A 22,912-nucleotide genomic window follows, 5' to 3' on the forward strand; every position below is an offset into this window, starting at 1 on the left:
GCGCCCCGTTTCGTTCTAGAAATACTTCAACCAGGTGATATCGCGGCGGCGCGCCTTGAGGTGGGCAAACCAGCGAACCGGCCAGTAGAGCGCAAAGGCCAGCACAATGGCGCTGATCCACAAGGCCCAGACATGAACAAAGCCAAAGTACGTTCCCTGATTGAGGCCGAACAGGGCAACGGCAATCCGGTACAGTACGCCTAACACGTACAGGTGCAGGATGTAGAAAAACATCGGTGCTGCGCCAAACACGGTAAACCAGTGCAGCAGACGGTTTTCCGGCTTGCGCTCGAACAGCACGAGTAATAACAGGCCCAGGCCCAGTGTGAGTGAGAGGAACAGCAGGGAGGGTGGGTACTTGGTGATGTTCAGAAAGCTCATCACCGTCAGCAGGGGTGTTTCTCCGGTGACCCACTGCTGCGCCTGACCATAGCCATTGATCATCCGCAATACCAGGAAGAGCAACAGGGCGCCAAGCCCCCAGCCTAGCAGGCGCTTCTGGCGCTCGGACGGGTTCAGCTGGGTAAACCATGGGCCTACGGCATAGCCCAGTGCAATCACGCCAATCCAGGGTAGAAGCGGATAGGACGTCCGCAGCCGCAGGCTTTCGCCCAATTCGATCCAGCCGCGGTCATGCAATATCGCCCATGGGACATGGAAGGGCGAGCCTGCCGGAAAATGCACCCCGTCCAACAGATTGTGCCCGGCTACCAGCACGAGGCCGATGGCGATCAGCGCTGCGCGGGGCAGCCAGACCAGTGCCGACAGCATGATCATGCTCAGGCCAATGGCCCAGATCACTTGCAGATAGATCACCTTGGGTGGGAACTGGAACGTCCAGGCCAGGCTGACCAGCGTGAATTCCAGAATGACCAAAAATAGCCCGCGCTTGAACAGGAAGCTGGAAACCGCAGCCCGATCATTATGCTTTGCGCCATAAAGAAAGGCACCCAGGCCTGTCAGGAAGACGAAGACCGGTGCGCACAGGTGACTGGCAATCCGGCTGAAGAACAGGTCAGGTGAGGTCGAGGCGACATCCATGGGGTCGATGACCTGCCGATGCAGGAAGAACGTTTCGCGAACATGATCGAGCAGCATGAATACAATCACGAGCCCGCGCAGGGCATCGATGCTTTTGAGGCGGTGGGACGTTGAGGTCATTTAAGGTCGTTCCATGAGACACATCAGCAGATAGTGCGATCTGTAATGTTATCTTATTTCAATGGTATGTCCCTGGTTCTGCCACATTTGGTTACGGTTTGGCTGACCCCTGTGATTATCTGAATAACGCTCAAGATCCTGATTTTTCTACCTTCAAGCCAAAAGGACTTTTTCGCTTCGCTTGTGGAAATAAAATTCCAAAATAGAAAAAAATGGAAAAAATGTTTGATTAATGCGTGAAGACGTTTTAGGCTGATTTCAACTCGTTCAGCACCCCGGTGCGAAAGACCGCAGGCCGATAAAAATAAATAGGAGCCACCATGGGCGACACAACCTTTGCCAATGGACGTCAGCTGGATGTCATCTGTCTTGGGCGCCTCGGCGTCGATCTGTATGCAGAGCAGATCGGGGCACGGCTCGAAGATGTGAGCAGTTTTGCCAAGTACCTGGGCGGCTCGTCCGCCAACATCGCCTTTGGCACCGCCCGGTTGGGGTTGAAGTCCGCCATGCTGACCCGCGTCGGCGATGACCATATGGGCCGCTTCCTGGTGGAATCTCTGAACAAGGAAGGCTGTGATACCCGGGCCATCAAGGTCGATCCTGAGCGGCTCACCGCCATGGTCCTGCTGGGAATCAAGGACCGTGAAACCTTTCCTCTGGTGTTCTATCGCGAAAACTGCGCCGACATGGCGCTGCGCGAGGAAGACATCGACGAATCCTTCATCGCTTCAAGCAAGGCCTTGCTCATTACCGGTACGCATTTCTCCACCGAGGGCGTCTACAAGGCGAGCAGCCGTGCGCTGGACTATGCCGAGAAGCACAACGTCAAGCGTGTACTGGACATTGACTATCGTCCGGTACTTTGGGGTCTCACCGGTAAGGCGGATGGTGAGACCCGTTTTATTGCCAATGCACAGGTAAGCGCCCACGTTCAGCGTATCCTGCCGCGTTTCGATCTGGTCGTCGGAACTGAAGAAGAGTTCATGATTGCCGGCGGCTCGGATGATCTGCTGACTGCCCTTCGCAAGGTGCGTGAAGTCAGCGAGGCGACACTGGTGGTTAAGCTGGGCGCGCTGGGCTGCACCGTGATTCATGGCGAGATTCCCGAGCGCCTGGAAGACGGTAGCATTTACCAGGGCATCCGTGTGGAAGTGCTCAACGTGTTGGGCGCAGGTGACGCGTTCATGTCCGGTTTCCTGCGCGGGTGGCTTACCGGCGGTGATGATGAGCGCTGCTGCCAGCTGGCCAATGCCTGTGGCGGTCTGGTCGTCTCCCGTCATGCCTGTGCACCGGCCATGCCTACCCTGGCGGAGCTCGATTATTTCTTCAACAGCCCGATACCGATTACCCGACCGGATCTGGACCCTGCGCTCAATCGCCTGCATCAGGTAAGCGTGCCGCGCAAGACCTGGCAACCGCTGTACATCTTTGCCTTCGATCACCGCGGTCAGCTGGTAGAGCTGGCGCAGCAGGCCGGGCGCGACCTCAAGGCCATTCCCGAGCTGAAGCAGCTGTTCATCCGTGCCATCGAGCGGGTGGAGGCGGATCTGAGGGAGAACGGCGTGCAGGGCGATGTTGGTTTGCTGGCCGATGAGCGTTTCGGCCAGGATGCCCTCAATACGGCAACGGGGCGTGGCTGGTGGATTGCCCGCCCGGTGGAATTGCAGGGCTCGCGTCCCCTGGCGTTCGAGCATGGCCGTTCCATTGGCAGCAATCTCATCAAGTGGCCTCAGGAGCAGATCATCAAGTGTCTGGTGCAGTTTCACCCGGACGATGAGCCTGAGCTTCGCCTTGAGCAGGAAGCTCAGCTCAAGGGGTTATACGAAGCGGCTCAGGTCAGCGGGCATGAGCTGCTGTTGGAGGTGATTCCGCCGAAGAACCACACCTCCGATCAGCCGGATGTGCTCTACCGCGCCATCAAGCGGCTCTACAACATCGGAATTTACCCCAACTGGTGGAAGATCGAGTCCCAGCCTGAGGCAGTGTGGGAAAAGCTGGATGAACTTATCACCGAGCGCGATCCGTATTGCCATGGGGTTGTGCTGCTGGGACTCAATGCACCGGCCGAAGAGCTGGCTGAAGGGTTCCGTCATGCCAGTACCAGCAAGACCTGTCGCGGGTTTGCCGTTGGCCGGACGATCTTTCAGGAGCCGAGCCGCGCCTGGCTTGCCGGTGAGATCGATGACGAAGCGTTGATCAGCCGGGTGCAATCGACTTTCGAGTTTCTGATCAAGTCCTGGCGTGAGGCTCGCCGCCTGGGCTGATACGTCTCGACTTTTCGCACTACCAGACAACAACAAGATTAGGTGTGGCAACCATGACGAATTCACCGGTCAAGATCGGGATCAATCCGATCTCCTGGAGCAATGACGACCTCCCTTCGCTGGGTGGCGAAACCCCGCTGAGCACAGCGCTGCGCGAGGGCAAGGAGATCGGTTACCAGGGGTTTGAGCTCAACGGCAAGTTTCCCAAAACGCCGGAAGGTGTGCGTGACGTGCTGGGCGAGTACGGGCTGGAGCTGGTGTCCGGCTGGTACTCAAGCCTCATGGCGCATCGCAGCGCAGAAGATGAAATCAAGGACATTGCCGAGCATTGCCGCCTGTTAGTCGAAAATAACGCCAAGGTCCTGGTATATGGCGAAGTGGCCGGTTCCATTCAGAGCAAGCGGGTCCCTCTGGTTGAGCGTCCACGCTTTTATACAGACGAGCAGTGGAAGGTTTACGGCGACAAGCTGACGGCTCTGGCACGCTTCACCCAGTCCCAGGGGGTGCGTCTGGCCTACCACCACCATATGGGTGCCTATGTGGAGTCCCCCGAGGACATTGATCGGCTGATGGAGGTGACTGGCGAGGAAGTCGGGCTCCTGTTCGATGCTGGTCACTGTTACATGGGCGGTGGCGATCCGCTGGCCGTATTAAAGAAACATATCAACCGCGTTTGCCATGTGCACTTCAAGGACGTTCGCAAGAATGTCGTGCAGCTGGCCCGTAACAACCAGTGGAGTTTCCCGGATTGCATCGTCAACGGCACGTTTACGGTGCCCGGCGATGGCGATATCGATTTTGCGCCACTGCTCGACACCTTGTATGCCGCTAATTATCGCGGCTGGCTGGTAGTGGAGGCCGAACAGGATCCGGCCGTGGCGCCCAGTTATCTCTACGCCCAGAAAGGGTATGAAACGCTGCGCGCACTGGTATCCCGCGCCAACGCTCGACTCACCCTTTATTAAGAGGAGGTTGTATGGATTTGCTCGTCAAAGGCTCCGCTGAACGCCGCACGCTGGTCCAGGTACCCGACAATGCACTCGAATACGTGGGCTTTTCGGCCCATAAGCTCAAGGATGGCGATGAGCTGCCTGTGAACGGACAGGACAGGGAAGTGTGCATCGTACTGCTGGCCGGCAAGGCGACCATCAAGGCGAATCACCCGCAGAAGGGTGCGTTTGCCTGGGAACACATTGGCGATCGCCAAAGCGTGTTCGAGGACAAGTCACCCTATGCCGCTTACCTGCCGCCCGCTACTGAAGCCCTGGTGATAGCCCACGGTGATGCGGAAATTGCTGTATGTCTGGCGCCGGGCAATCCAGAAGAAACGTTGCCGCCCCGGCTGATCGAGCCAGCAACCATGAAGCGTTCAACCCGAGGCAAGGACGCCAACACCCGTTACGTCTGCGACATCCTGCCGGACACGGCCGAGGCGCATTCGCTGCTGGTCGTAGAGGTGATCACGCCGTCTGGTCATTCCTCCAGCTATCCGCCCCACAAGCACGACACGGATGACCTGCCGGCACAGAGCTTTCTGGAGGAGTCCTACTACCACCGTCTGAATCCGCCCCAGGGCTTTGCCTTCCAGCGTGTCTATACCGACGACCGCAGCATCGATCAGGCCATGACCGTGGAAAACAACGATGTGGTACTCGTTCCCAAGGGCTACCACCCGGTTTCCGTACCCTGGGGATACACCTCCTATTACCTCAACGTGATGGCCGGGCCCAAGCGTGTCTGGAAATTTCATAACGACCCGGCCCATGAGTGGCTGCTTCAGGGCTGATCCGCTTCAACACCGAACTCCCGCCATGGTTGGCGGGAGCCACGACAACGCGCTTCAAGGAGTGCACGAGCCGAATACACGATCAGAAGCAACTTCGTAGTAGCTGACTTCTGGAAACCCAAGAACAAGAACCAGAGCGAGCGATATGACGATCCCTACTTCCACCCATGCACATCGCCATGACATCGGTTATGTGCTGAGAATCTGCGCCGTGGCGGCGTTAGGCGGCATTCTGTTCGGGTATGACACTGCTGTCATTTCCGGCGCTGTGGACTCGCTGCGTGCGTATTTTTCCCTGTCTGCGGCCGAGACCGGCTGGGCGGTTTCCAATGTGGTCATCGGCTGCGTCGTCGGTGCCTTGAGCGCAGGCTGGGTAGCCGGCTGTCTGGGTCGTAAGAAGGCGCTCGTTCTGGCCGCTGTGCTGTTTACCGTTTCAGCAGTAGGGGCGGCGGTGGTCGACAGCTTCGTCTGGTTTGTCATCTACCGCATGATTGGCGGGTTGGCCGTGGGTCTGGCGGCTACGGTCTCGCCCATGTATATGTCCGAGGTCTCGCCCAAAGGCATGCGGGGGCGCGCCCTGGGCATGCAGTCGATTGCCATCGTCGCCGGCCAGGTGATCGTCTTTACCGTGAATTACCTGATTGCCCGTGATGTAGCAGCGGAGTGGCTGGTCGATTACGGCTGGCGCTGGATGATCGGCTCCGAAGTCGTGCCCTGCATTCTCTTCTGCATCATGGTATTCACCATTCCGGAGTCGCCCCGCTGGCAGGTGATGGTCGGTCAGGACGATAAGGCCCTGAAGACGCTGACACGTATTTCCAACGCCGAGCATGCCGGGCATCTCCTGGCAGAGATCAAGGACTCATTGAAGCAGGACCGCCAAGGCTGCCCGCAAAAAGTGGAGCTGCGCAGGTCCGGCTTGGGGATGATTCTGTTTGTCGGATGCATGCTGGCCATGCTTCAGCAGGTCAGCGGCGTGAACGTGATGATGTATTACGCGCCGATGGTACTCAAAGGCGTCACCGCCAGTACCGAGTCCGCGTTGTTCCAGACCATCTGGATTGGCGTGATGCAGCTGGTGGGCACGCTGATCGGCGCCTGGCTGATCGACCGCGTCGGCCGGATTCCGCTGATGAAGTACGGCACCATCGGCTCGGTCAGCGGACTCCTGATCACTTCTTACGCCATGTACACCCATCAGGACGGCTACCTGACGCTGTTCGGGATGCTGCTGTTCATGCTGCTGTATGCGTTGTCCTGGGGAATCGGCACCTGGGTTCTGATCTCTGAGATTTTTCCGAATCGTCTGCGCTCGCTGGGCATGAGTGTGGCCGTGTGCAGCATGTGGATTGCCAACTTCCTGGTGACCCAGACATTCCCGATGATCAATGACCATCCCTACCTGATGAGCACATTCAATGGTGCCTTCCCGATGTGGCTGTTCGCAGGCTTTGGCGTGTTCAGCTACTGGTTCGTCATCCGTTTCGTCCCTGAAACCCGTGGTGTATCGCTGGAAAAAATGGAAGGCGTGATGCTGGCCAAGATTCGTCGCCAGCCCATGTCGGCCAATACTCGGAAAACCGGTCGGGCCTTATCATCCAAGCCCATTTGATAAGAGCGGATCGCGGTAAGGATCCATTGGTTTTGTTAGCTACGCCGTGCTTCGAGCGGCCCCTAAGGAGTTCGACATGAGTCAAGAAACAGTCATCGGCCATTACATCAATGGTCAGGTCCAGGAAGCGGGCACCGAGCGTTACAGCGATGTGTTCAATCCGGCGTTGGGACAAGTGAAGGCCCGTGTGGCCCTGGCGACCACCCAAACGGTGGATGAAGCTGTCGCAGCCGCCAAGGCCGCGTTTCCGGCCTGGTCCGAACAATCGGCTCTGCGCCGTTCGCGCATCCTGTTCAAGTTCAAGGAGCTGTTGGACAAGCACCACAAGGAGCTGGCGCAGCTCATCACGTCTGAACATGGCAAGGTCCTGTCCGATGCCATGGGTGAAGTCACCCGCGGCATCGAGGTTGTCGAGTTTGCCTGCGGTGCGCCCCATTTGATGAAAACAGCGTTCACCGACAACATCGGTGGTGGCATCGACAACTACAACATGCGTCAGGCGCTGGGCGTTTGTGCCGGGATCACGCCGTTCAACTTCCCGGTCATGGTGCCGCTGTGGATGATTCCGATGGCACTGGCCACCGGCAATACCTTTATCCTCAAGCCTTCCGAGCGCGATCCTTCCGCCAGCCTGCTCATGGCGGATCTGCTCAAGCAGGCCGGTTTGCCCGATGGCGTGTTCAACGTAGTACAGGGCGACAAGGAAGCTGTGGACGCCTTGCTACAACACCCGGATGTCGAAGCCATCTCCTTCGTGGGTTCCACACCCATCGCCGAATATATCTACCAGGAAGGGACCCGCCGCGGTAAGCGTGTTCAGGCTCTGGGTGGCGCGAAGAATCACATGATCGTCATGCCGGATGCCGATCTGGATCAGGCGGCCGATGCCTTGATCGGTGCCGGTTACGGCTCCGCCGGTGAGCGCTGCATGGCGATTTCCATCGCCGTGGCCGTAGGCGATGTAGGCGACAAGCTGATCGAAAAGCTTTTGCCCCGCATCGACAACCTCCGTGTACGCAACGGCATGGAAGGCGAGGCCGACATGGGCCCGCTGGTGACTGCCCAGCACAAGGCCAAGGTCGAGGGGTACATCACCAAAGGTGTTGAAGAGGGTGCGCAACTGATCGTCGACGGTCGCAACTTCAAGGTGCCGGGTGCCGAGAATGGCTTCTTTGTTGGCGCAACCCTGTTTGATCAGGTCAAGCCCGAGATGACCATCTATAAGGACGAAATCTTCGGCCCGGTGCTGGGCATCGTGCGCGTGCCGGACTTTGCCTCGGCCGTCGAGCTGATCAATGCCCATGAATTTGGCAATGGCGTGTCCTGCTTTACCACCGACGGTGGCGTGGCCCGTGCGTTTGCGCGCTCCATTCAGGTGGGCATGGTAGGTATCAACGTACCGATTCCCGTCCCCATGGCCTGGCATTCCTTTGGCGGCTGGAAGCGCTCTTTGTTTGGCGACCACCATGCCTATGGCGAAGAAGGCATCCGTTTCTATACCCGTTACAAGAGCGTCATGCAGCGCTGGCCCGACAGCATCGCCAAGGGTGCCGAATTCAGCATGCCGACTGCTAAATAACCCATACCCCAAACCAGCACTGCGTTTATCGAATCCTGGAGAACAACAAGATGAGCCAGCCCTTACGTTTTGCCCTTAACCGCATGGTTGCCCCACGCCTGCCGTTGGAAGAGTTCATTTCGCTTGCTATCACGCTTAACGCGGATGCCATTGAGATCCGCAACGACCTCAAAGGCATCGAAATAGAGGATGGCACTCCCGCTTCACGCGTACGTCAGCTGTGCCAGGAGAAGGGCATCCGTGTGCTGTCGATCAATGCGCTGTATCCCTTCGATGTGTGGAATGACGAGCGTCGTGCCCAGACGTTAAAGCTGGCCGCCTACGCCCGCGACTGTGGCGCAGAGGGTCTGGTCATGTGCCCGCTCAATGATCCCAAAGACCCGCGTAGCGAGGCCGAACGCGCCCGTGACCTGCATACCGCGCTGACCGAGCTGGCGCCTATCCTGCGTGAGCACGGCATCCTGGGCTTTGTCGAACCGCTGGGCTTTGAGGAATGCTCGCTGCGCCGCAAGCGCGATGCCGTAGACGCTATCAATGCGGTTAGTGGGCGTGACGTGTTCCGTGTCGTGCATGACACCTTCCATCACCATCTGGCAGGCGAGCAGGAGTTCTTCCCTGAAATGACCGGCCTGGTACACATCTCGGGTGTGGAAGACGGTGCGTTGCCCTTGAATACCATCCGCGATGGCCACCGCGTGCTGGTGGGCGAGGCCGACATCCTGGGCAATGCCGCACAGGTTCGTGAGCTGCTCAAGCTGGGCTATAACGGCCACCTGTCGTTCGAGCCGTTCGCCGAAAGCGTCCATGCGCTGACGGATATTCAGCCGTCATTGCTAGCCAGCATGCAGCATCTGAAAGCACGTGTAGACGCTGCCGAAGGGCAGGCGGCCTAAGCAGAGACAGTACCTATAACAAAGGGCAAGGCAGGGCGGCACATGTCGCCCTGTACTCGACCCCAGGCGTGGAATTGAAAGGGTGACAACATGAGTACAACACGACTGACCATGGCCCAGGCGCTGGTGAAGTTTCTCGATAACCAGTACGTGAGCGTCGATGGGGTTGAAACCAAGTTCGTCAAAGGCATCTTTACCATCTTTGGGCACGGCAACGTGCTGGGGCTTGGGCAGGCGCTGGAGCAGGACGCTGGGGATCTAATCATCCATCAGGGCCGTAATGAGCAGGGCATGGTCCATGCCGCCGTAGGCTTTGCCAAGCAGAAGCTGCGTCGCCAGATTTATGCCTGCACCTCATCGGTCGGCCCAGGGGCTGCCAACATGATCACCGCGGCAGCCACTGCAACAGCCAACCGGATTCCAGTACTGCTCCTGCCGGGGGACGTCTACGCCAGTCGTCAGCCTGACCCCGTACTACAGCAGATCGAGCAGTCCCATGATCTCTCCATCAGCACCAACGATGCCTTCCGGGCCGTTAGTAAATACTGGGATCGCATCACCCGTCCCGAGCAATTGATGACCGCTGCCATCAATGCCATGCGTGTGCTGACCGACCCGGCCGAAACCGGTGCCGTAACCCTGGCCCTGCCGCAGGACGTGCAAGGCGAAGCCTACGATTACCCGAATTACTTTTTCCAGAAGCGCGTGCACCGCATCGACCGCCGCCCAGCCACTGAGGCCATGCTGGACGATGCCGTGGCGCTGCTCCAGGGCAAGCGCAAGCCGCTGCTGATTTGTGGCGGTGGGGTCAAGTACTCAGGCGCAGCCGAAGCCCTGCAGCGCTTTGCCGAGCGCTTCGAAATTCCGTTCGCCGAGACCCAGGCGGGTAAGAGCGCTATCGTCTCGGCCCATGAGCTGAACGTGGGCGGCATTGGCGAAACCGGGTGTCTTGCAGCTAACCTGCTGGCCAAGGAAGCTGATCTGGTTATTGGCGTTGGCACGCGTTACACCGATTTCACCACCTCGTCCAAGTGGATTTTCCAGAACCCGGACGTCCAGTTTATCAACCTCAACGCCAGTGCCTTCGATGCTTACAAACTCGATGCCATGCAGGTCGTAGCGGATGCGAAAGTGGGGCTGGATGCACTGGGCGAAGCCTTGGGTCCTACCGGCTACAAGGCGCAATGGGGCGGTGCTCCCCAGCAGGCCCGCGCCAAGCTCAAGGAGGAAATCGACCGTGTCTATAGCGTTGAATACGGCACCGAAAACTTTGTGCCGGAGATCGACGATCACCTGCCACGTGCCGTGCTCGAAGAGTTTGTCGAGCTGACCGGCTCCAGCCTGACCCAGAGCCGCGTGCTGGGTGCGCTGAATGAAACCCTGGCCAACGAAGACATCATCGTTGCCGCTGCCGGCAGCCTGCCGGGCGATCTACAGCGGGCCTGGCGCAGCAAGGGGACCAACACCTATCACCTGGAGTATGGCTACTCCTGCATGGGCTATGAAATCAATGCAGCGCTGGGCGTGAAGATGGCCGAGCCCGAGCGAGAGGTTTATGCCCTGGTTGGGGATGGCTCCTACATGATGCTTCACTCCGAACTGGCAACGTCCATTCAGGAGCGCCAGAAGATCAATGTGATTCTCCTGGACAACATGACGTTCGGCTGCATCAACAACCTGCAAATGGAGCACGGCATGGACAGCTTTGGTACCGAGTTCCGCTATCGCAACCCAGAAACCGGCAAGCTCGATGGCGGCTTTGTCCCGGTGGATTTCGCCATGAGCGCCGCCGCCTATGGCTGCAAAACCTACCGTGTGAAGACACTGGACGAACTTCATACCGCGCTGGAAGACGCACGTCGGCAGACGGTCTCCACGCTGATCGACATCAAGGTCCTGCCCAAGACCATGATTCACAAATACCTCTCCTGGTGGCGCGTCGGTGGTGCCGAAGTCTCCACCAGCGAGAAGGTCCAGGCAGTGTCACGCATGCTCAAGGAGAACACTGCCAAAGCGCGACAGTACTGATTTGCAGGGCGCCGATGGGTTGAGTGCAGCGCTGCCTATCACGCCCGGTATTACCCCAACGTTTTTCGAACAAGAATTCCAAACGGAGAATGACCATGACACTGCGTATCGGCGTAATCGGAACAGGGGCTATCGGACAGGATCACATTCGTCGGTGCAGTCATGCACTGGTGGGCAGTACAGTCGTGGCAGTCAACGACATCAATCAGGAGCAGGCCGCCAAGGTCGTCCAGCAGCAGGGCATTGAAGCCGAGGTTTATGCCAGCGGCCACGACCTGATCAATGCATCGGAAGTGGACGCGATTCTCGTCACCTCCTGGGGGCCAAGCCATGAAGAGTTCGTGCTGTCGGCCATCGCGGCCGGCAAGCCGGTCTTCTGCGAAAAACCGCTGGCCGTCACGGCAGAGGGCTGTAAGAAAATCGTCGAGGCTGAGATGGAGCATGGCAAGCGTTTGGTACAGGTCGGTTTCATGCGTCCTTACGATCAGGGCTATCGCGCGCTCAAGGCCGTGATTGACAGCGATAAGATCGGCGAGCCGCTGATGATCCACGCGGCGCACCGCAACCCGACGGTAGGCGAGTCCTATACCACCGAGATGGCCATCGTCGACACGCTGATCCACGAGATTAATGTCTTGAGCTGGCTGCTGGACGATCAGTATGTGTCAGCCCAGGTCATCTATCCCCGAAAGACGTCCCAGGCCTTTGCTCATCTGAAGGACCCACAGATTGTCCTGCTGGAAACTGCCAAGGGCACCCGTATCGACGTGGAAGTCTTCGTCAATTGCCAGTACGGCTACGACATCCAGTGCGAAGTCGTCGGCGAGCGTGGCATTGCCAAGCTGCCGGAGCCTGCTTCCGTTCAGTTGCGCAGCGGTGCCAAGTTGTCCACTGAAATCCTCATGGACTGGAAGCAGCGTTTCATCGATGCCTACGACGTGGAGCTGCAGGCGTTCATTGACGGTATCAAGGCGGGCAAGATCACCGGTCCATCCTCATGGGATGGTTACACCGCCGCCGTGACTGCCGATGCCTGCGTGGCTGCCCAGCGCAGCGGCGCCATCGAGCCGATCCGCCTGCCACAGCGTCCTGCCTTCTACGAGTAAGCCTTCCATAACAGATAAAAGGCCTCTCCTTCAGGGGAGGGGCCGCCACAGGAGAACAGATCATGCGTATTTGTCTGGACCCGAACATGTACCGTTTCCTGCCCATCCCCAAGATGGTGGATAAAGTAGCGGAGCTGGGTTACGAATACATCGAACTGTCCCCGCGGGACGATTTCCTGCCGTTCTATAAGTACCCACGCGTCGACAAGGCTCGGATCCGTGAATTCAGAAAGGCACTGAGCGATACCGGTGTAAAGCTGTCCTCGCTGCTACCGGTCTATCATTGGGCTGCACCGGATGAGGAGCTGCGCAAGGCAGCGGTTCGTAACTGGAAGCGCGCTATCGAGATCTCCGTAGAAATGGACTGCGATCTCATGAACACCGAATTCAGTGGTCAGTCGGACCAGCCGCTGGTGTGCGAAAACCAGTTCATGAAGTCCATGGAAGAGCTCCTGCCAATCTTCGAACGCGAAGGCATCAAGCTCGACATCCAGGCGCATCCCTATGACTTCAGCGAGCGCAACAACGAGTCGGTCGACCTGATCCGTGGCCTCGACAAAGACTTCGTGAACTACCTGTACGCTGCGCCACACACCTTTTTCTACGATGACGGCAAGGGCGATATCGCCTCGATGCTGCATTACGCCTGGGACAAACTGACCCACGTGATTATTGCCGACACCTGGAATCATCGAGCTTCGTCGGGCCTTCGTTATATCGTCAATCCGCCGGGCGTCAACGCCACCGTCCACCAGCACTTGGATATCGGGCAAGGCGAAGTGGACTGGGAGGCCTTCTTCTCTACGTTGCGGGAAATGAAATTCGACGGTATCGCTACCGTGGCGGTGTTTGGCTTCGAAGATCGAGCTGATGAATCGAGCCGCTTCATGCTGGAGCGGGTCAAGCGGGAGCTTGGCTAATCCATCTCTTTCGACCGGGAGCTGTTTACGGGCTCCCGGCTTGCACAGCCGTTATGCAGTGCTGCTGTTTCCCTAATAAAAAAGAACCCTGGCGCGCTTCGTTGTCCGACACGGGGTAGGCCTGTTATTGCTCGGAGGTTTTTATGCGTGTTGGTTTGGTTGGTTATGGTAAGGGTGGGCGTTTTTTCCATGCGCCTCTGATTACATCAGTGTCACCTATTGCCTTGGTGGGCGTTGTGACGCGCTCTCCCGAGCGCCGCGCCGAGTTGCAGCAGGATTACCCCGGTGTACCTGCCTACGATACGCTGGCTGACCTTATCGATGCGGGTGTAGATGCCGTGGTAATTTCCACGCCACCCGAAACCCGAGAGAAAATGGTTCTGGAGGCTATTTCCAGAGGCATTCCCGTGGTCAGCGATAAACCCTTTGCGTTGGATGAATCGCGTGCGCAGCTGCTGATCGGGGCCGCACGCGAAGCAGGCGTGCCGCTGACGGTTTATATGAACCGCCGTTGGGACTCGGATATCCGTACTGCTCGCCGAATGATTACCTCCGGCCAGCTGGGTGATGTCCTTACTTTCGAATCCCGTGTGGAGACCTTTGTCTCCGGCACTCGGGGTAATGCCAATGGCGGGGGCCTTTTGCGGGACCTGGGCAGCCATCTGGTCGATCAGGCGCTCTGGCTGTTTGGACCCGTACGCTCAGTTTATGCCGAGGTCCGCTTTGTAGATGAGCAGCAGCAACTCGATGAGGATTTCTTTGTGTCGCTTACCCACAAAAACGGGGTTGTTTCTCGTCTTTGGGGAAGCACGGTTCAACACAATCCCGGGCCTCGGCTCAAGGTCAATGGCACTGAGGGCTGCTATCGAATCGAGCACCTAGATGGGCAGGATCAGGCACTCCTGGCTGGACGTTCACCCAAGACCGAGCGTGACCGCTGGGGGGTTGAAGAACACCTGCGTTGGGGCTGGGTGCAGCATGGCGAAGAGCGTGAGCTAGTGCCTTCCGAGCAGGGTCGTTGGGATCTCTTCTATGAACACCTGGTAGCTGCCCTGAGCGGTAAAGGCGAGCTGCCAATCTCACTGGAAGATGCCCTGGAAACCACACGAGTGCTGGATGCTGCCCGCCGTAGTGCGCAGCAGGGTCAGGTCATTACTCTGGGCTGATCATCTTAGTTCCACCTCGATAAAAGCCTGGAGGCAAACATCCCTTCCAGGCCTTGCATCTAATGCAATCTGCCTTTTCTACCTAAATCGATTTAAACAAAAATAATTCTATGCATTGTTGCTTTAGAAATTAAATTCCAATAAAGTCTTTTTAGATTAATGATTTCACGATCCGTACAGCATCTGTACGGGCAGGCCGATAAAAACAAAAAGGTGCCGTCGATGAATGATGATCCCTTCTGCTTTCAGGCTGCTTTCCGGGCCATGCCGTCTCGCTTCTCCTTTCCAATCCTTTATCCATCTGATTCTTGTTGTCGTCCGGCTTGCCTGAAATTGGCTGCCGTCGAGAAGTAATGCGTTCCTGTCCGTAAGAAAGGGAGTCCCGCCCTGGGGCTCTGCTTGATCGTGATGCACTTCCACCCATAACACTCACAATATCTGGAGTCATTCATCATGCAGATGAGCAAACGAATCGCCGCCGCAGCCCTGTCGCTGTTCATGGCTACAACCACTATGGCAGCCGATATCAAGGTCGGGGTCAGCATGGCGCAGTTTGACGACAACTGGCTGACGTACCTGCGCGAGTCGATGGCCAGGAAAGCCAAGGATGAAGGCGTTCAGTTGCAATTCGAGGATGCCCGCAGCGATGTGGTCAAGCAGCTCAACCAGGTACAAAGCTTTGTAAGCCAGAAGGTCGACGCCATTATCGTCAACCCGGTCGATACTGCAGCTACCCGTAATATCACCGAGGCGGCGACGAAAGCCGGGATTCCGCTGGTGTATGTCAATCGCCGCCCTGATGAGGAAAACCTGCCAAAAGGCGTGGTTACAGTGACATCCAACGACCTGGAAGCCGGACGCCTGCAGATGCAGTACCTGGCCGATAAAATGGGCGGTAAGGGGAATCTGGTCATCATGCTGGGCGATCTGGCCAACAACTCCACGCATAACCGCACCAAGGGGGTAAAGGAGGTTCTGGCCAAGTATCCCGAGATCAAAGTAGTAGAAGAGCAGACGGCCAATTACATGCGTGACAAGGGCATGGACCTGATGAGCAACTGGCTCCTGTCAGGTAAGGAGTTCGATGCGGTTTCGTCCAACAACGATGAAATGGCAATTGGCGCGGCCATGGCGCTACAGCAGGCCGGCAAGGCAAAGGGCTCGGTATTGATCGGAGGCGTTGACGGCACGCCGGATGGTCTGGCCGCGGTCAAGCGCGGCATGCTGGCCGCATCTGTCTTCCAGGATGCCAAAGGGCAGGCTGATGGCGCTGTGGAAGCAGCCGTAAAGCTGGCAAAAAAGGAGCCGGTTGAGCAAAACGTTTGGATTCCCTATGAGCTGATCACGCCCGAGAATGTGGATTCGTTCCAGAGCCGCATCAAGCACTAACGCAACACCGTCTTTTGCGCCGCGTTCTGCGGCGCTACTTCCTCATTGATTCCAGTACGCGCCATGGACTCGCTTTTGCTGCTTTGCATAGGGTGGGGCAGCGGCAACACCTTGGCAGTTTAGTACGGAGCCGTGGTGCGCAACGGGCTGCTGATCCTCTGGCACCCGGCTCGGCATTATCGAGCACAGGTGTCTTTAGCGCTGACCGGCACAGCGCTCATATAGGTGTTCAGCTGGAACGCTTATGGTAGAGCAGGTTATTTATATAATGAAAAATAAATTCGGAAATTGCGTTGTAATGGAAAATTTATTCTAGTAGATTCTGATCCAAGGTTGACGACTGTAACGCACCTCCTCCACAGGAGGCGTGCACACCAACAAGAACAAACAGGTACTGTCGATGAAACCCTCTCTTCCTTACAGGACGACTCCGAGCGGTCTACCAGCCGTAGACCGTCGCGTACTCGCTTCGAGCCTCAGCTTGCTCAGCACACATGTCCCGCCGTACAACCAGCATGGTCCTTCGTCCTGCTCACGTCGCACTCCGAACAGAACCGTTCCGGCTCGGCGCTCTACCGCGTCGGGGTTTGCCTTTTTCGATGCCGGGATGATGCTGGCGCACAGGGCTTAAGGAGTCACCATGAAGCGCTGTCTGGGTTTGCTGTTCTGCCTGCTTATCTCTCCGCTGGCCTGGTCCGATATGAAAATCGGTGTGGCGGTCGCACAGTACGATAACTACATCGCCTACCTTGTTCAGGCCATGCAGGCGCGTGCCAAAGAGATACCCGGTGGCGCCTCCCTGCAACTTGAGGATGCGGGTGGTGATGTAGTGCGTCAGCTAGGGCAGGTTGAAAACTTCATCAGCCAGAAAGTTGATGCCATCATCGTCAACCCGGCTGATACGGCCGCGACCCGCAAGATCACTGAGCGCGTTACCCAGGCGGGTATCCCGCTGGTTTATCTCAACAGCCGCCCTGAAGTAGACAGTTTCCCGGTAGGTGTCGTGTTTGTAGGCACGGATGAGCGTCGCATCGGCCAGATGCAAATGGAGTATCTCGCCGAAAAGATGGGCGGCAAGGGAAACCTGCAAGGTGACATCTGGGTTCCGGTGCAGCTGGTTACCCCCGAGAACTATCAGCAATTCCAGAGTAAATAACGATCAGACGCCAGCGCCCTGCTTCAGCTGGCGCTCACGAACGTTCCGAGGAGAAGAATAAGATGCTCGGCTCAACTACTGCTGTAACGCCCTTAACCTACAAACAGATCAATTACGAAGCCGACCCCATGGGTACGGAGTACCTGCTGGAAATCCTGAACGTCAGCAAAGGCTTTCCAGGCGTTGTGGCTCTATCCGATGTGCAGCTCCGTGTTCGTCCAGGCACTGTGTTGGCGCTGATGGGAGAAAACGGGGCGGGTAAATCCACCCTCATGAAGATCATTGCAGGAATTCATCAGCCCGACAGTGGCGAGATTCGCTTGCGTGGCAAGCCCGTGACGTTCGAAACGCCGCTGGCCGCCCTGCAGTCAGGCATCGCCATGATCCATCAGGAGCTCAACCTGATGCCCCACATGACCATTGCCGAAAACATCTGGTTGGGCCGTGAACCGCTCAATGCCCTGCACATGGTCGATCATGGTGCCATGCACCGTAATACCGAAGCGCTGCTGGCGCGCCTGCGGATTGATCTCGATCCTGAAGAGCCGGTCGGCAACCTCAGCATTGCTGGCCGGCAAATGGTCGAGATTGCCAAGGCGGTCTCCTACGACTCCGATATCCTCATCATGGACGAGCCCACCTCAGCCATTACCGAAAAGGAAGTAGCTCACCTGTTCTCGATCATTGCTGACCTTAAGGCGCAGGGAAAGGGCATCATCTATATCACGCACAAGATGGATGAAGTTTTCCAGATTGCCGATGAGGTCGCGGTCTTCCGGGATGGTTCCTACATCGGCCTGCAGCGTGCGGAAAGCATGGATGGCGACAGCCTGATCTCCATGATGGTAGGCCGTGAGCTGACTCAGCTGTTTCCCGAACGTACCGCTCCGACCGACAAGGTCATGCTCTCGGTACGCAACCTGTCCCTGGACGGTATCTTCAAAGACGTATCGTTCGACCTGCGTGCGGGTGAAATCCTTGGCATCGCCGGCCTTATGGGGTCGGGGCGTACCAACGTAGCCGAAACCCTGTTTGGTGTCACGCCAGCCACCAGCGGGGAAATCTACCTGGACGGTGAAAGGATCACCATGAGCGACCCCTGTCTGGCGATTCAGAAAGGCCTAGCGCTCCTGACCGAGGACCGGAAGGACACCGGCATTTTTCCATGCCTGTCGGTTCTGGAGAACATGGAGGTCGCGGTCCTGCCCAATTACAGCGGTAGCGGTTTTGTCCAGCAAAAACCACTGCGCGACCTCTGCGAAGACATGTGCAGGAAGCTGCGCGTCAAGACGCCTTCGCTGGAGCAGTGCATTGCCAACCTGTCCGGCGGTAATCAGCAAAAAGCGTTGCTGGCACGGTGGCTGATGACCAACCCGCGTGTCCTCATTCTGGATGAGCCGACGCGAGGGGTCGACGTAGGTGCCAAGGCTGAGATCTACCGGCTGATTTCTCTGCTGGCCAGTGAAGGCATGGCCGTCATCATGATCTCGTCCGAACTGCCTGAAGTGCTCGGCATGAGCGACCGCATCCTGGTCATGCATGAAGGGGAAGTGACTGGCGTGCTCGACCGCGACGAGGCCACGCAAGAACGGATCATGCATCACGCATCCGGAATCAGAGCGATTCACTGAGTAGGGGCGGAGGTTTTCTCCGCATATCGATACGCATAGCGGCCTGGCAGTAGTCAGCGGGCACGTTCGCCTGGGCGAAAGCAGGAGAAGAGGAAATCACTATGAATGCTATCACTGAAAACAAAACAGCTGAGGTACCCAGGAAGACCAAGCGGCGTATTCCTACTGAAGTGGGTATTCTGCTCGTACTATTGGGTATTGGCTTAGTGTTCGAGCTGTTCGGCTGGGTCATGCGTGATCAGAGCTTTCTCATGAACTCCCAGCGCCTGGTGCTGATGATTCTCCAGGTTTCCATCATTGGTCTTCTAGCCATTGGCGTTACCCAAGTCATTATCACCACAGGAATCGATCTGTCTTCGGGCTCCGTGCTTGCGCTTTCCGCAATGGTTGCGGCCAGCCTGGCGCAAACATCCGATTTTGGCCGAGCGGTCTTCCCCTCATTGACCGACATGCCGGTTTGGGTGCCGATCATGGCCGGATTAGGCGTGGGACTGCTGGCCGGCGTCATTAACGGAAGCATTATTGCCGCTACCGGCATTCCTCCTTTCATCGCCACGCTGGGCATGATGGTGTCGGCCCGCGGTCTGGCGCGTTATTACACCGAAGGTCAGCCCATCAGCATGCTGTCCGACTCGTACACCGCCATTGGCAGCGGTGCCATGCCGGTCATCATCTTTCTGGTCGTGGCTGTCATCTTTCATATGGCCCTGCGGTATACCAAATACGGCAAGTACACCTATGCCATTGGCGGCAACATGCAGGCGGCTCGCATCTCGGGCATCAACGTCAAGCGCCATCTGATCATCGTCTATAGCATCGCTGGCCTTCTGGCAGGCCTCGCCGGTGTCGTTGCCTCGGCCCGAGCCGCTACAGGTCAGGCGGGGATGGGTATGTCCTACGAGTTGGATGCGATTGCCGCCGCCGTGATTGGCGGTACCAGCCTGGCGGGCGGTGTAGGGCGTATTACCGGAACGGTCATCGGCGCCCTGATTCTGGGCGTCATGGCCAGCGGCTTTACCTTCCTCGGGGTCGACGCCTACATCCAGGACATCATCAAGGGCATCATCATTGTGGTGGCCGTTGTCATCGACCAGTACCGAAATAAGCGCAAGGCCAAGCGCTAAACGGTTTTCCACGTCTTGGCTCGTCGTTTCCAGGCGAGCCTTTTTTATTCTGCAATGTGTGCTCTGCAAGTCAGTTCCGGTCGCTGTTCGGAACCTTGATCGACCGGAAACTCTCCATTCATAAGAGACCTCAACGGTTATAAGGAGACTGCTTGATGAGTACCGCCGCCACGATCACTTTCGCACAGCTTTGCCCAGGAGACCGCTTCACCTTGCAGGATGATGATCGCCTGTTTACCAAACTGAGCGATACGAGTGCCCGAGAACACAGCACACATTCCATCAACCTGAAGGAGGAAGGGTTCGGCTACCAGGACGACCCTGTCCAAGACCTCCCAGGTGAGACACCTGTTGAGTACGTTCCGGTTGGCGGTCCTTTGCGGGTTAGCGGTTGATCATGTAAGCGGCCTGCTTCCAATGTGCCCTTGTTCCAGCGGAGGTGCTGTCGCTGTCACGCTTCTGGGCAGGGGCGACATTATGTCCTAGTAAAAACGTCCTATTGACTTTTCAAGACGCTACAATAGCGACCTCATGATTCGATGGCGTTATGACATCAACTGTCATGACAATTCGCCTTCATACCAAATCCCGCACTAATTAAATCGATAACCGCGGAGCTTAACTATTCGCGGCGCCTTGCTGTTTCTAAAAAAGGCCCCGCTTTGCCTGGCCAGCGAATGGCCCTTTTGGAGAAGTAAATGCTAAAGGATTTTTTGCGTGTAGCCGTTTTGGGCGTCAGTCTTGTTAGTGCCTCTTGCTGGGCGGCCATTACCCCTGAAGAAGCGATGAACATGGCTGGCCTTCAGCGCACGCTGGGCCAACGCATGGCCAAGGATTACCTGATGATGGGGTCCGGTGTTCGCGTAGACGTTGCAGCCAAGCAGCTCAAGGACACCGTTACACTGTTCGACAACCATCACAAATTGCTTGTCGAGTTCGCACCGAATACTGAAATTCGCAGCAAACTCAGCGAGATAGAGAAGACTTGGCAGGAGTACAAGCAGCTGGTTCAGGCTAATCCTGACAAGGATCAGGCCGTCGCCATGCTGGACGTCAGTGATCAGCTCCTGGATCAGTGCCAAAAGCTGACGGATCTCGTGGCAAAGAACAACGGTGGTGAGTCTTCCCGTCTGGTGAACCGTAGTGGTTGGAACCGAGTGCTAAGCCAGCGGATCGCCATGCTGTACATGGCCAAGAACTGGGGTGTGCAGGCGCCCGGGCTGGACGAGGCGTTTGACAAGTCCGTCGGTGAGTTCGATACCGTCATGACAGAACTTAATACTGCGGGCACGCCTAACCCTGAAATTGCCACTTCGCTGCGTAAAGCCGAAGCTCAGTGGAAATTCACCCGCACAGCGGTAGACCTTACCACTCCCGACAACTATGTCCCCACAGCAATGGCCTCCAGTGCCGATACGCTGTTCAAGCAGATGAACGAGCTGACACGGCTGTACGCGGGGCTATCTGCCGGCAACTGACCGATACCTATGCTGAGGGCCATTCTGTCGTATCGGCAGAATGGCCTTTATTGCTTCGTCCTCCATTTTGCTCACGCTACCTTTATTTCTTCCTGAAAGATTAACGCAGCACTTCTGTAAAAGAGCTGAAGTGAGTTGTCGTGATGGAGTCGTTATGAGCAACTGTGCCTGATCTGGAGAGAGCATTCGAGGCATTGGTAAGAGACTTTGAAGCACTATTTGGCAAGCAGGAACGCCAAATCAAGTGACTGCTGTTGCCTTATGCAAGGTTAAGGCGCAGTGGAAATTTATCACCATGGCCGCTGGTTTTTCCCAGCCTAACCAGTCCGTGCCTACTGCCATGGTTACCAGTACCGACAAGCTATACGACAAGGTCAACGAGCTGACTCAGCTGCATGCGGCTTTGCCAGTCAACCAGTAGGCGTAAGTTGCTGCTGTCTTGAGCATGTGCAGGTAGAAGGAAAAGGGAGCGGACCTGCGTCGCAGGTCCGCTGAGCAGATCAGACGTTGAAGCGGAAGTGCATGACGTCGCCATCCTTGACGATATAATCCTTACCTTCCAGGCGCCATTTGCCTGCTTCCTTCGCGCCATTTTCACCCTTGTACTGAATAAAGTCGTCATAGGCGACCACTTCGGCGCGGATGAAGCCTTTCTCAAAGTCAGTGTGAATCACGGCAGCTGCCTGTGGCGCGGTAGCGCCCACCTTGACGGTCCAGGCACGAACCTCCTTCACTCCGGCAGTGAAATAGGTCTGTAGATTCAGCAGTTCATAGCCAGCGCGGATTACGCGGTTCAGGCCGGGTTCTTCCAAGCCTAGCGACTCAAGGAACATATCCTTTTCCTCACCATCATCCAGCTCGGCAATTTCAGCTTCGATTTTGTTGCATACCGGAACAACAATTGCGCCTTCTTCGGCAGCAATGCCTTTGACGATATCCAGATGAGGATTGTTTTCGAATCCGTCTTCAGCCACGTTGGCGATATACATGACCGGCTTGCTGGTCAGCAGATGAAAGCCGCGTACCATGCGCTTCTGTTCGTCATCCATGTCCTTCAACAGGCTGCGCGCAGGCTTTCCTGCTTCGAAATGAGGAATCAGCTTTTCAAGAAGTGCTTTTTGAGCTACTGCCTCCTTGTCGCCGCCCTTGGCGTTGCGAACCACTCGCTGCAATTGCTTCTCACAGCTTTCCAGGTCCGCAAAGATCAGCTCAAGGTCAATGACCTCAATGTCTCGCTTGGGGTCAACGGAGTTGGCTACGTGAATAACGTTTTCGTCTTCAAAGCAGCGAACCACATGAGCAATGGCATCGGTTTCGCGGATGTTGGCCAGGAACTTGTTTCCAAGGCCTTCGCCTTTGGATGCGCCTTCTACCAGGCCGGCGATATCCACGAACTCCATGGTTGTAGGGATTACGCGCTCGGGCTTGACGATCTCGGCCAGTGCGTTGAGTCGAGCGTCAGGCATTGGCACTATGCCGCTATTCGGCTCGATGGTGCAGAACGGAAAGTTTTCTGCAGCAATGCCGGACTTGGTGAGGGCGTTGAATAGAGTGGACTTGCCAACGTTGGGCAAGCCGACGATGCCACAGTTAAATCCCATGAAATTGTCCCTCGCGGA

At 56.9% G+C, this 22,912-nt stretch carries 18 protein-coding genes and 1 pseudogene; 17 read left to right on the plus strand and 2 right to left on the minus strand.

The window, feature by feature from the left end; genetic code table 11:
• Positions 1–15: 15 nt before the first annotated feature.
• A complete protein-coding gene (locus tag PLU01S_RS03850; RefSeq protein ID WP_074822285.1) occupies positions 16–1,161 on the minus strand; it encodes an acetyltransferase domain-containing protein in 1,146 nt (381 codons plus the stop codon).
• Between the two features lie 320 nt (positions 1,162–1,481).
• Between PLU01S_RS03850 and PLU01S_RS03855 the strand changes: the two genes are divergently transcribed.
• The 17 genes and pseudogenes from PLU01S_RS03855 (at position 1,482) to PLU01S_RS25640 (ending at position 21,714) form a co-directional block, all read left to right on the plus strand.
• A complete protein-coding gene (locus PLU01S_RS03855; RefSeq protein ID WP_074822287.1) occupies positions 1,482–3,425 on the plus strand; it encodes a bifunctional 5-dehydro-2-deoxygluconokinase/5-dehydro-2-deoxyphosphogluconate aldolase in 1,944 nt (647 codons plus the stop codon).
• 53 nt (positions 3,426–3,478) lie between these two features.
• Complete coding sequence (gene iolE / locus PLU01S_RS03860) at positions 3,479–4,390, plus strand: myo-inosose-2 dehydratase (RefSeq protein WP_074822290.1); 912 nt, start codon at positions 3,479–3,481, stop codon at positions 4,388–4,390.
• A gap of 11 nt (positions 4,391–4,401) precedes the next feature.
• Positions 4,402–5,211 (plus strand): 5-deoxy-glucuronate isomerase, encoded by an 810-nt coding sequence (gene iolB / locus PLU01S_RS03865; RefSeq protein WP_074822292.1) that lies wholly within the window; start codon positions 4,402–4,404, stop codon positions 5,209–5,211.
• Between the two features lie 145 nt (positions 5,212–5,356).
• Positions 5,357–6,823, plus strand: coding sequence for a sugar porter family MFS transporter (locus PLU01S_RS03870; RefSeq protein ID WP_074822295.1), 1,467 nt, complete (start codon positions 5,357–5,359; stop codon positions 6,821–6,823).
• 76 nt (positions 6,824–6,899) lie between these two features.
• Positions 6,900–8,402, plus strand: a complete 1,503-nt coding sequence (locus PLU01S_RS03875; RefSeq protein WP_074822298.1) for a CoA-acylating methylmalonate-semialdehyde dehydrogenase — start codon at positions 6,900–6,902, stop codon at positions 8,400–8,402.
• Positions 8,403–8,452: 50 nt separating this feature from the next.
• Positions 8,453–9,295 (plus strand): TIM barrel protein, encoded by an 843-nt coding sequence (locus tag PLU01S_RS03880; protein WP_074822300.1) that lies wholly within the window; start codon positions 8,453–8,455, stop codon positions 9,293–9,295.
• 90 nt (positions 9,296–9,385) lie between these two features.
• A complete protein-coding gene (gene iolD / locus PLU01S_RS03885) occupies positions 9,386–11,323 on the plus strand; it encodes a 3D-(3,5/4)-trihydroxycyclohexane-1,2-dione acylhydrolase (decyclizing) (protein WP_074822303.1) in 1,938 nt (645 codons plus the stop codon).
• A 95-nt stretch (positions 11,324–11,418) separates the two neighbouring features.
• Entirely contained in the window at positions 11,419–12,429 is a 1,011-nt protein-coding gene (iolG, locus tag PLU01S_RS03890) for a bifunctional inositol 2-dehydrogenase/D-chiro-inositol 1-dehydrogenase (RefSeq protein ID WP_074822306.1), read from the plus strand.
• A 62-nt stretch (positions 12,430–12,491) separates the two neighbouring features.
• Positions 12,492–13,349 carry a sugar phosphate isomerase/epimerase family protein gene (locus PLU01S_RS03895; RefSeq protein WP_074822309.1) on the plus strand — a complete coding sequence of 286 codons (858 nt, stop codon included), beginning with the start codon at positions 12,492–12,494 and terminating at the stop codon, positions 13,347–13,349.
• A gap of 143 nt (positions 13,350–13,492) precedes the next feature.
• A complete protein-coding gene (locus PLU01S_RS03900; RefSeq protein WP_074822311.1) occupies positions 13,493–14,515 on the plus strand; it encodes a Gfo/Idh/MocA family protein in 1,023 nt (340 codons plus the stop codon).
• A gap of 453 nt (positions 14,516–14,968) precedes the next feature.
• Positions 14,969–15,904 carry a sugar ABC transporter substrate-binding protein gene (locus PLU01S_RS03905; protein ID WP_074822314.1) on the plus strand — a complete coding sequence of 312 codons (936 nt, stop codon included), beginning with the start codon at positions 14,969–14,971 and terminating at the stop codon, positions 15,902–15,904.
• Positions 15,905–16,544: 640 nt separating this feature from the next.
• Positions 16,545–16,991, plus strand: a pseudogene (locus PLU01S_RS03910) (substrate-binding domain-containing protein); the annotation flags it as partial.
• A gap of 131 nt (positions 16,992–17,122) precedes the next feature.
• Positions 17,123–18,691 (plus strand): sugar ABC transporter ATP-binding protein, encoded by a 1,569-nt coding sequence (locus PLU01S_RS03915; protein WP_074822320.1) that lies wholly within the window; start codon positions 17,123–17,125, stop codon positions 18,689–18,691.
• 101 nt (positions 18,692–18,792) lie between these two features.
• Positions 18,793–19,815, plus strand: a complete 1,023-nt coding sequence (locus PLU01S_RS03920) for an ABC transporter permease (protein ID WP_074822323.1) — start codon at positions 18,793–18,795, stop codon at positions 19,813–19,815.
• Positions 19,816–19,970: 155 nt separating this feature from the next.
• Positions 19,971–20,210 carry a hypothetical protein gene (locus PLU01S_RS03925; RefSeq protein ID WP_074822326.1) on the plus strand — a complete coding sequence of 80 codons (240 nt, stop codon included), beginning with the start codon at positions 19,971–19,973 and terminating at the stop codon, positions 20,208–20,210.
• A gap of 303 nt (positions 20,211–20,513) precedes the next feature.
• Positions 20,514–21,293 (plus strand): type IV pili methyl-accepting chemotaxis transducer N-terminal domain-containing protein, encoded by a 780-nt coding sequence (locus tag PLU01S_RS03930; protein WP_074822328.1) that lies wholly within the window; start codon positions 20,514–20,516, stop codon positions 21,291–21,293.
• Positions 21,294–21,537: 244 nt separating this feature from the next.
• Positions 21,538–21,714: a hypothetical protein gene (locus tag PLU01S_RS25640; RefSeq protein ID WP_159435094.1), complete on the plus strand. Its 177-nt coding sequence runs from the start codon at positions 21,538–21,540 to the stop codon at positions 21,712–21,714.
• A 79-nt stretch (positions 21,715–21,793) separates the two neighbouring features.
• On the opposite strand, the gene ychF is transcribed toward PLU01S_RS25640, so the two are convergent.
• On the minus strand, positions 21,794–22,894 hold the full coding sequence (gene ychF / locus PLU01S_RS03935; protein WP_010795625.1) for a redox-regulated ATPase YchF: 1,101 nt from the start codon (positions 22,892–22,894) through the stop codon (positions 21,794–21,796).
• Positions 22,895–22,912: the final 18 nt, after the last annotated feature.

It is taken from the genome of Pseudomonas luteola NBRC 103146, assembly GCF_002091675.1.
GTDB classification, from domain to species: Bacteria; Pseudomonadota; Gammaproteobacteria; order Pseudomonadales; family Pseudomonadaceae; genus Chryseomonas; species Chryseomonas luteola.

Excerpts from the sequence above, each read along its gene's own strand:
- iolD (WP_074822303.1), top strand. The coding sequence starts at position 9,386 with ATGAGTACAACACGACTGACCATGGCCCAGGCGCTGGTGAAGTTTCTC.
- PLU01S_RS03905 (WP_074822314.1), top strand. The coding sequence starts at position 14,969 with ATGCAGATGAGCAAACGAATCGCCGCCGCAGCCCTGTCGCTGTTCATG.
- PLU01S_RS03925 (WP_074822326.1), top strand. The coding sequence starts at position 19,971 with ATGAGTACCGCCGCCACGATCACTTTCGCACAGCTTTGCCCAGGAGAC.
- PLU01S_RS03850 (WP_074822285.1), bottom strand. The coding sequence starts at position 1,161 with ATGACCTCAACGTCCCACCGCCTCAAAAGCATCGATGCCCTGCGCGGG.
- PLU01S_RS03880 (WP_074822300.1), top strand. The coding sequence starts at position 8,453 with ATGAGCCAGCCCTTACGTTTTGCCCTTAACCGCATGGTTGCCCCACGC.
- PLU01S_RS03855 (WP_074822287.1), top strand. The coding sequence starts at position 1,482 with ATGGGCGACACAACCTTTGCCAATGGACGTCAGCTGGATGTCATCTGT.
- PLU01S_RS03870 (WP_074822295.1), top strand. The coding sequence starts at position 5,357 with ATGACGATCCCTACTTCCACCCATGCACATCGCCATGACATCGGTTAT.
- iolG (WP_074822306.1), top strand. The coding sequence starts at position 11,419 with ATGACACTGCGTATCGGCGTAATCGGAACAGGGGCTATCGGACAGGAT.
- PLU01S_RS03875 (WP_074822298.1), top strand. The coding sequence starts at position 6,900 with ATGAGTCAAGAAACAGTCATCGGCCATTACATCAATGGTCAGGTCCAG.
- iolB (WP_074822292.1), top strand. The coding sequence starts at position 4,402 with ATGGATTTGCTCGTCAAAGGCTCCGCTGAACGCCGCACGCTGGTCCAG.
- PLU01S_RS03900 (WP_074822311.1), top strand. The coding sequence starts at position 13,493 with ATGCGTGTTGGTTTGGTTGGTTATGGTAAGGGTGGGCGTTTTTTCCAT.
- PLU01S_RS03915 (WP_074822320.1), top strand. The coding sequence starts at position 17,123 with ATGCTCGGCTCAACTACTGCTGTAACGCCCTTAACCTACAAACAGATC.
- PLU01S_RS03920 (WP_074822323.1), top strand. The coding sequence starts at position 18,793 with ATGAATGCTATCACTGAAAACAAAACAGCTGAGGTACCCAGGAAGACC.
- ychF (WP_010795625.1), bottom strand. The coding sequence starts at position 22,894 with ATGGGATTTAACTGTGGCATCGTCGGCTTGCCCAACGTTGGCAAGTCC.
- PLU01S_RS03930 (WP_074822328.1), top strand. The coding sequence starts at position 20,514 with ATGCTAAAGGATTTTTTGCGTGTAGCCGTTTTGGGCGTCAGTCTTGTT.
- PLU01S_RS03895 (WP_074822309.1), top strand. The coding sequence starts at position 12,492 with ATGCGTATTTGTCTGGACCCGAACATGTACCGTTTCCTGCCCATCCCC.
- iolE (WP_074822290.1), top strand. The coding sequence starts at position 3,479 with ATGACGAATTCACCGGTCAAGATCGGGATCAATCCGATCTCCTGGAGC.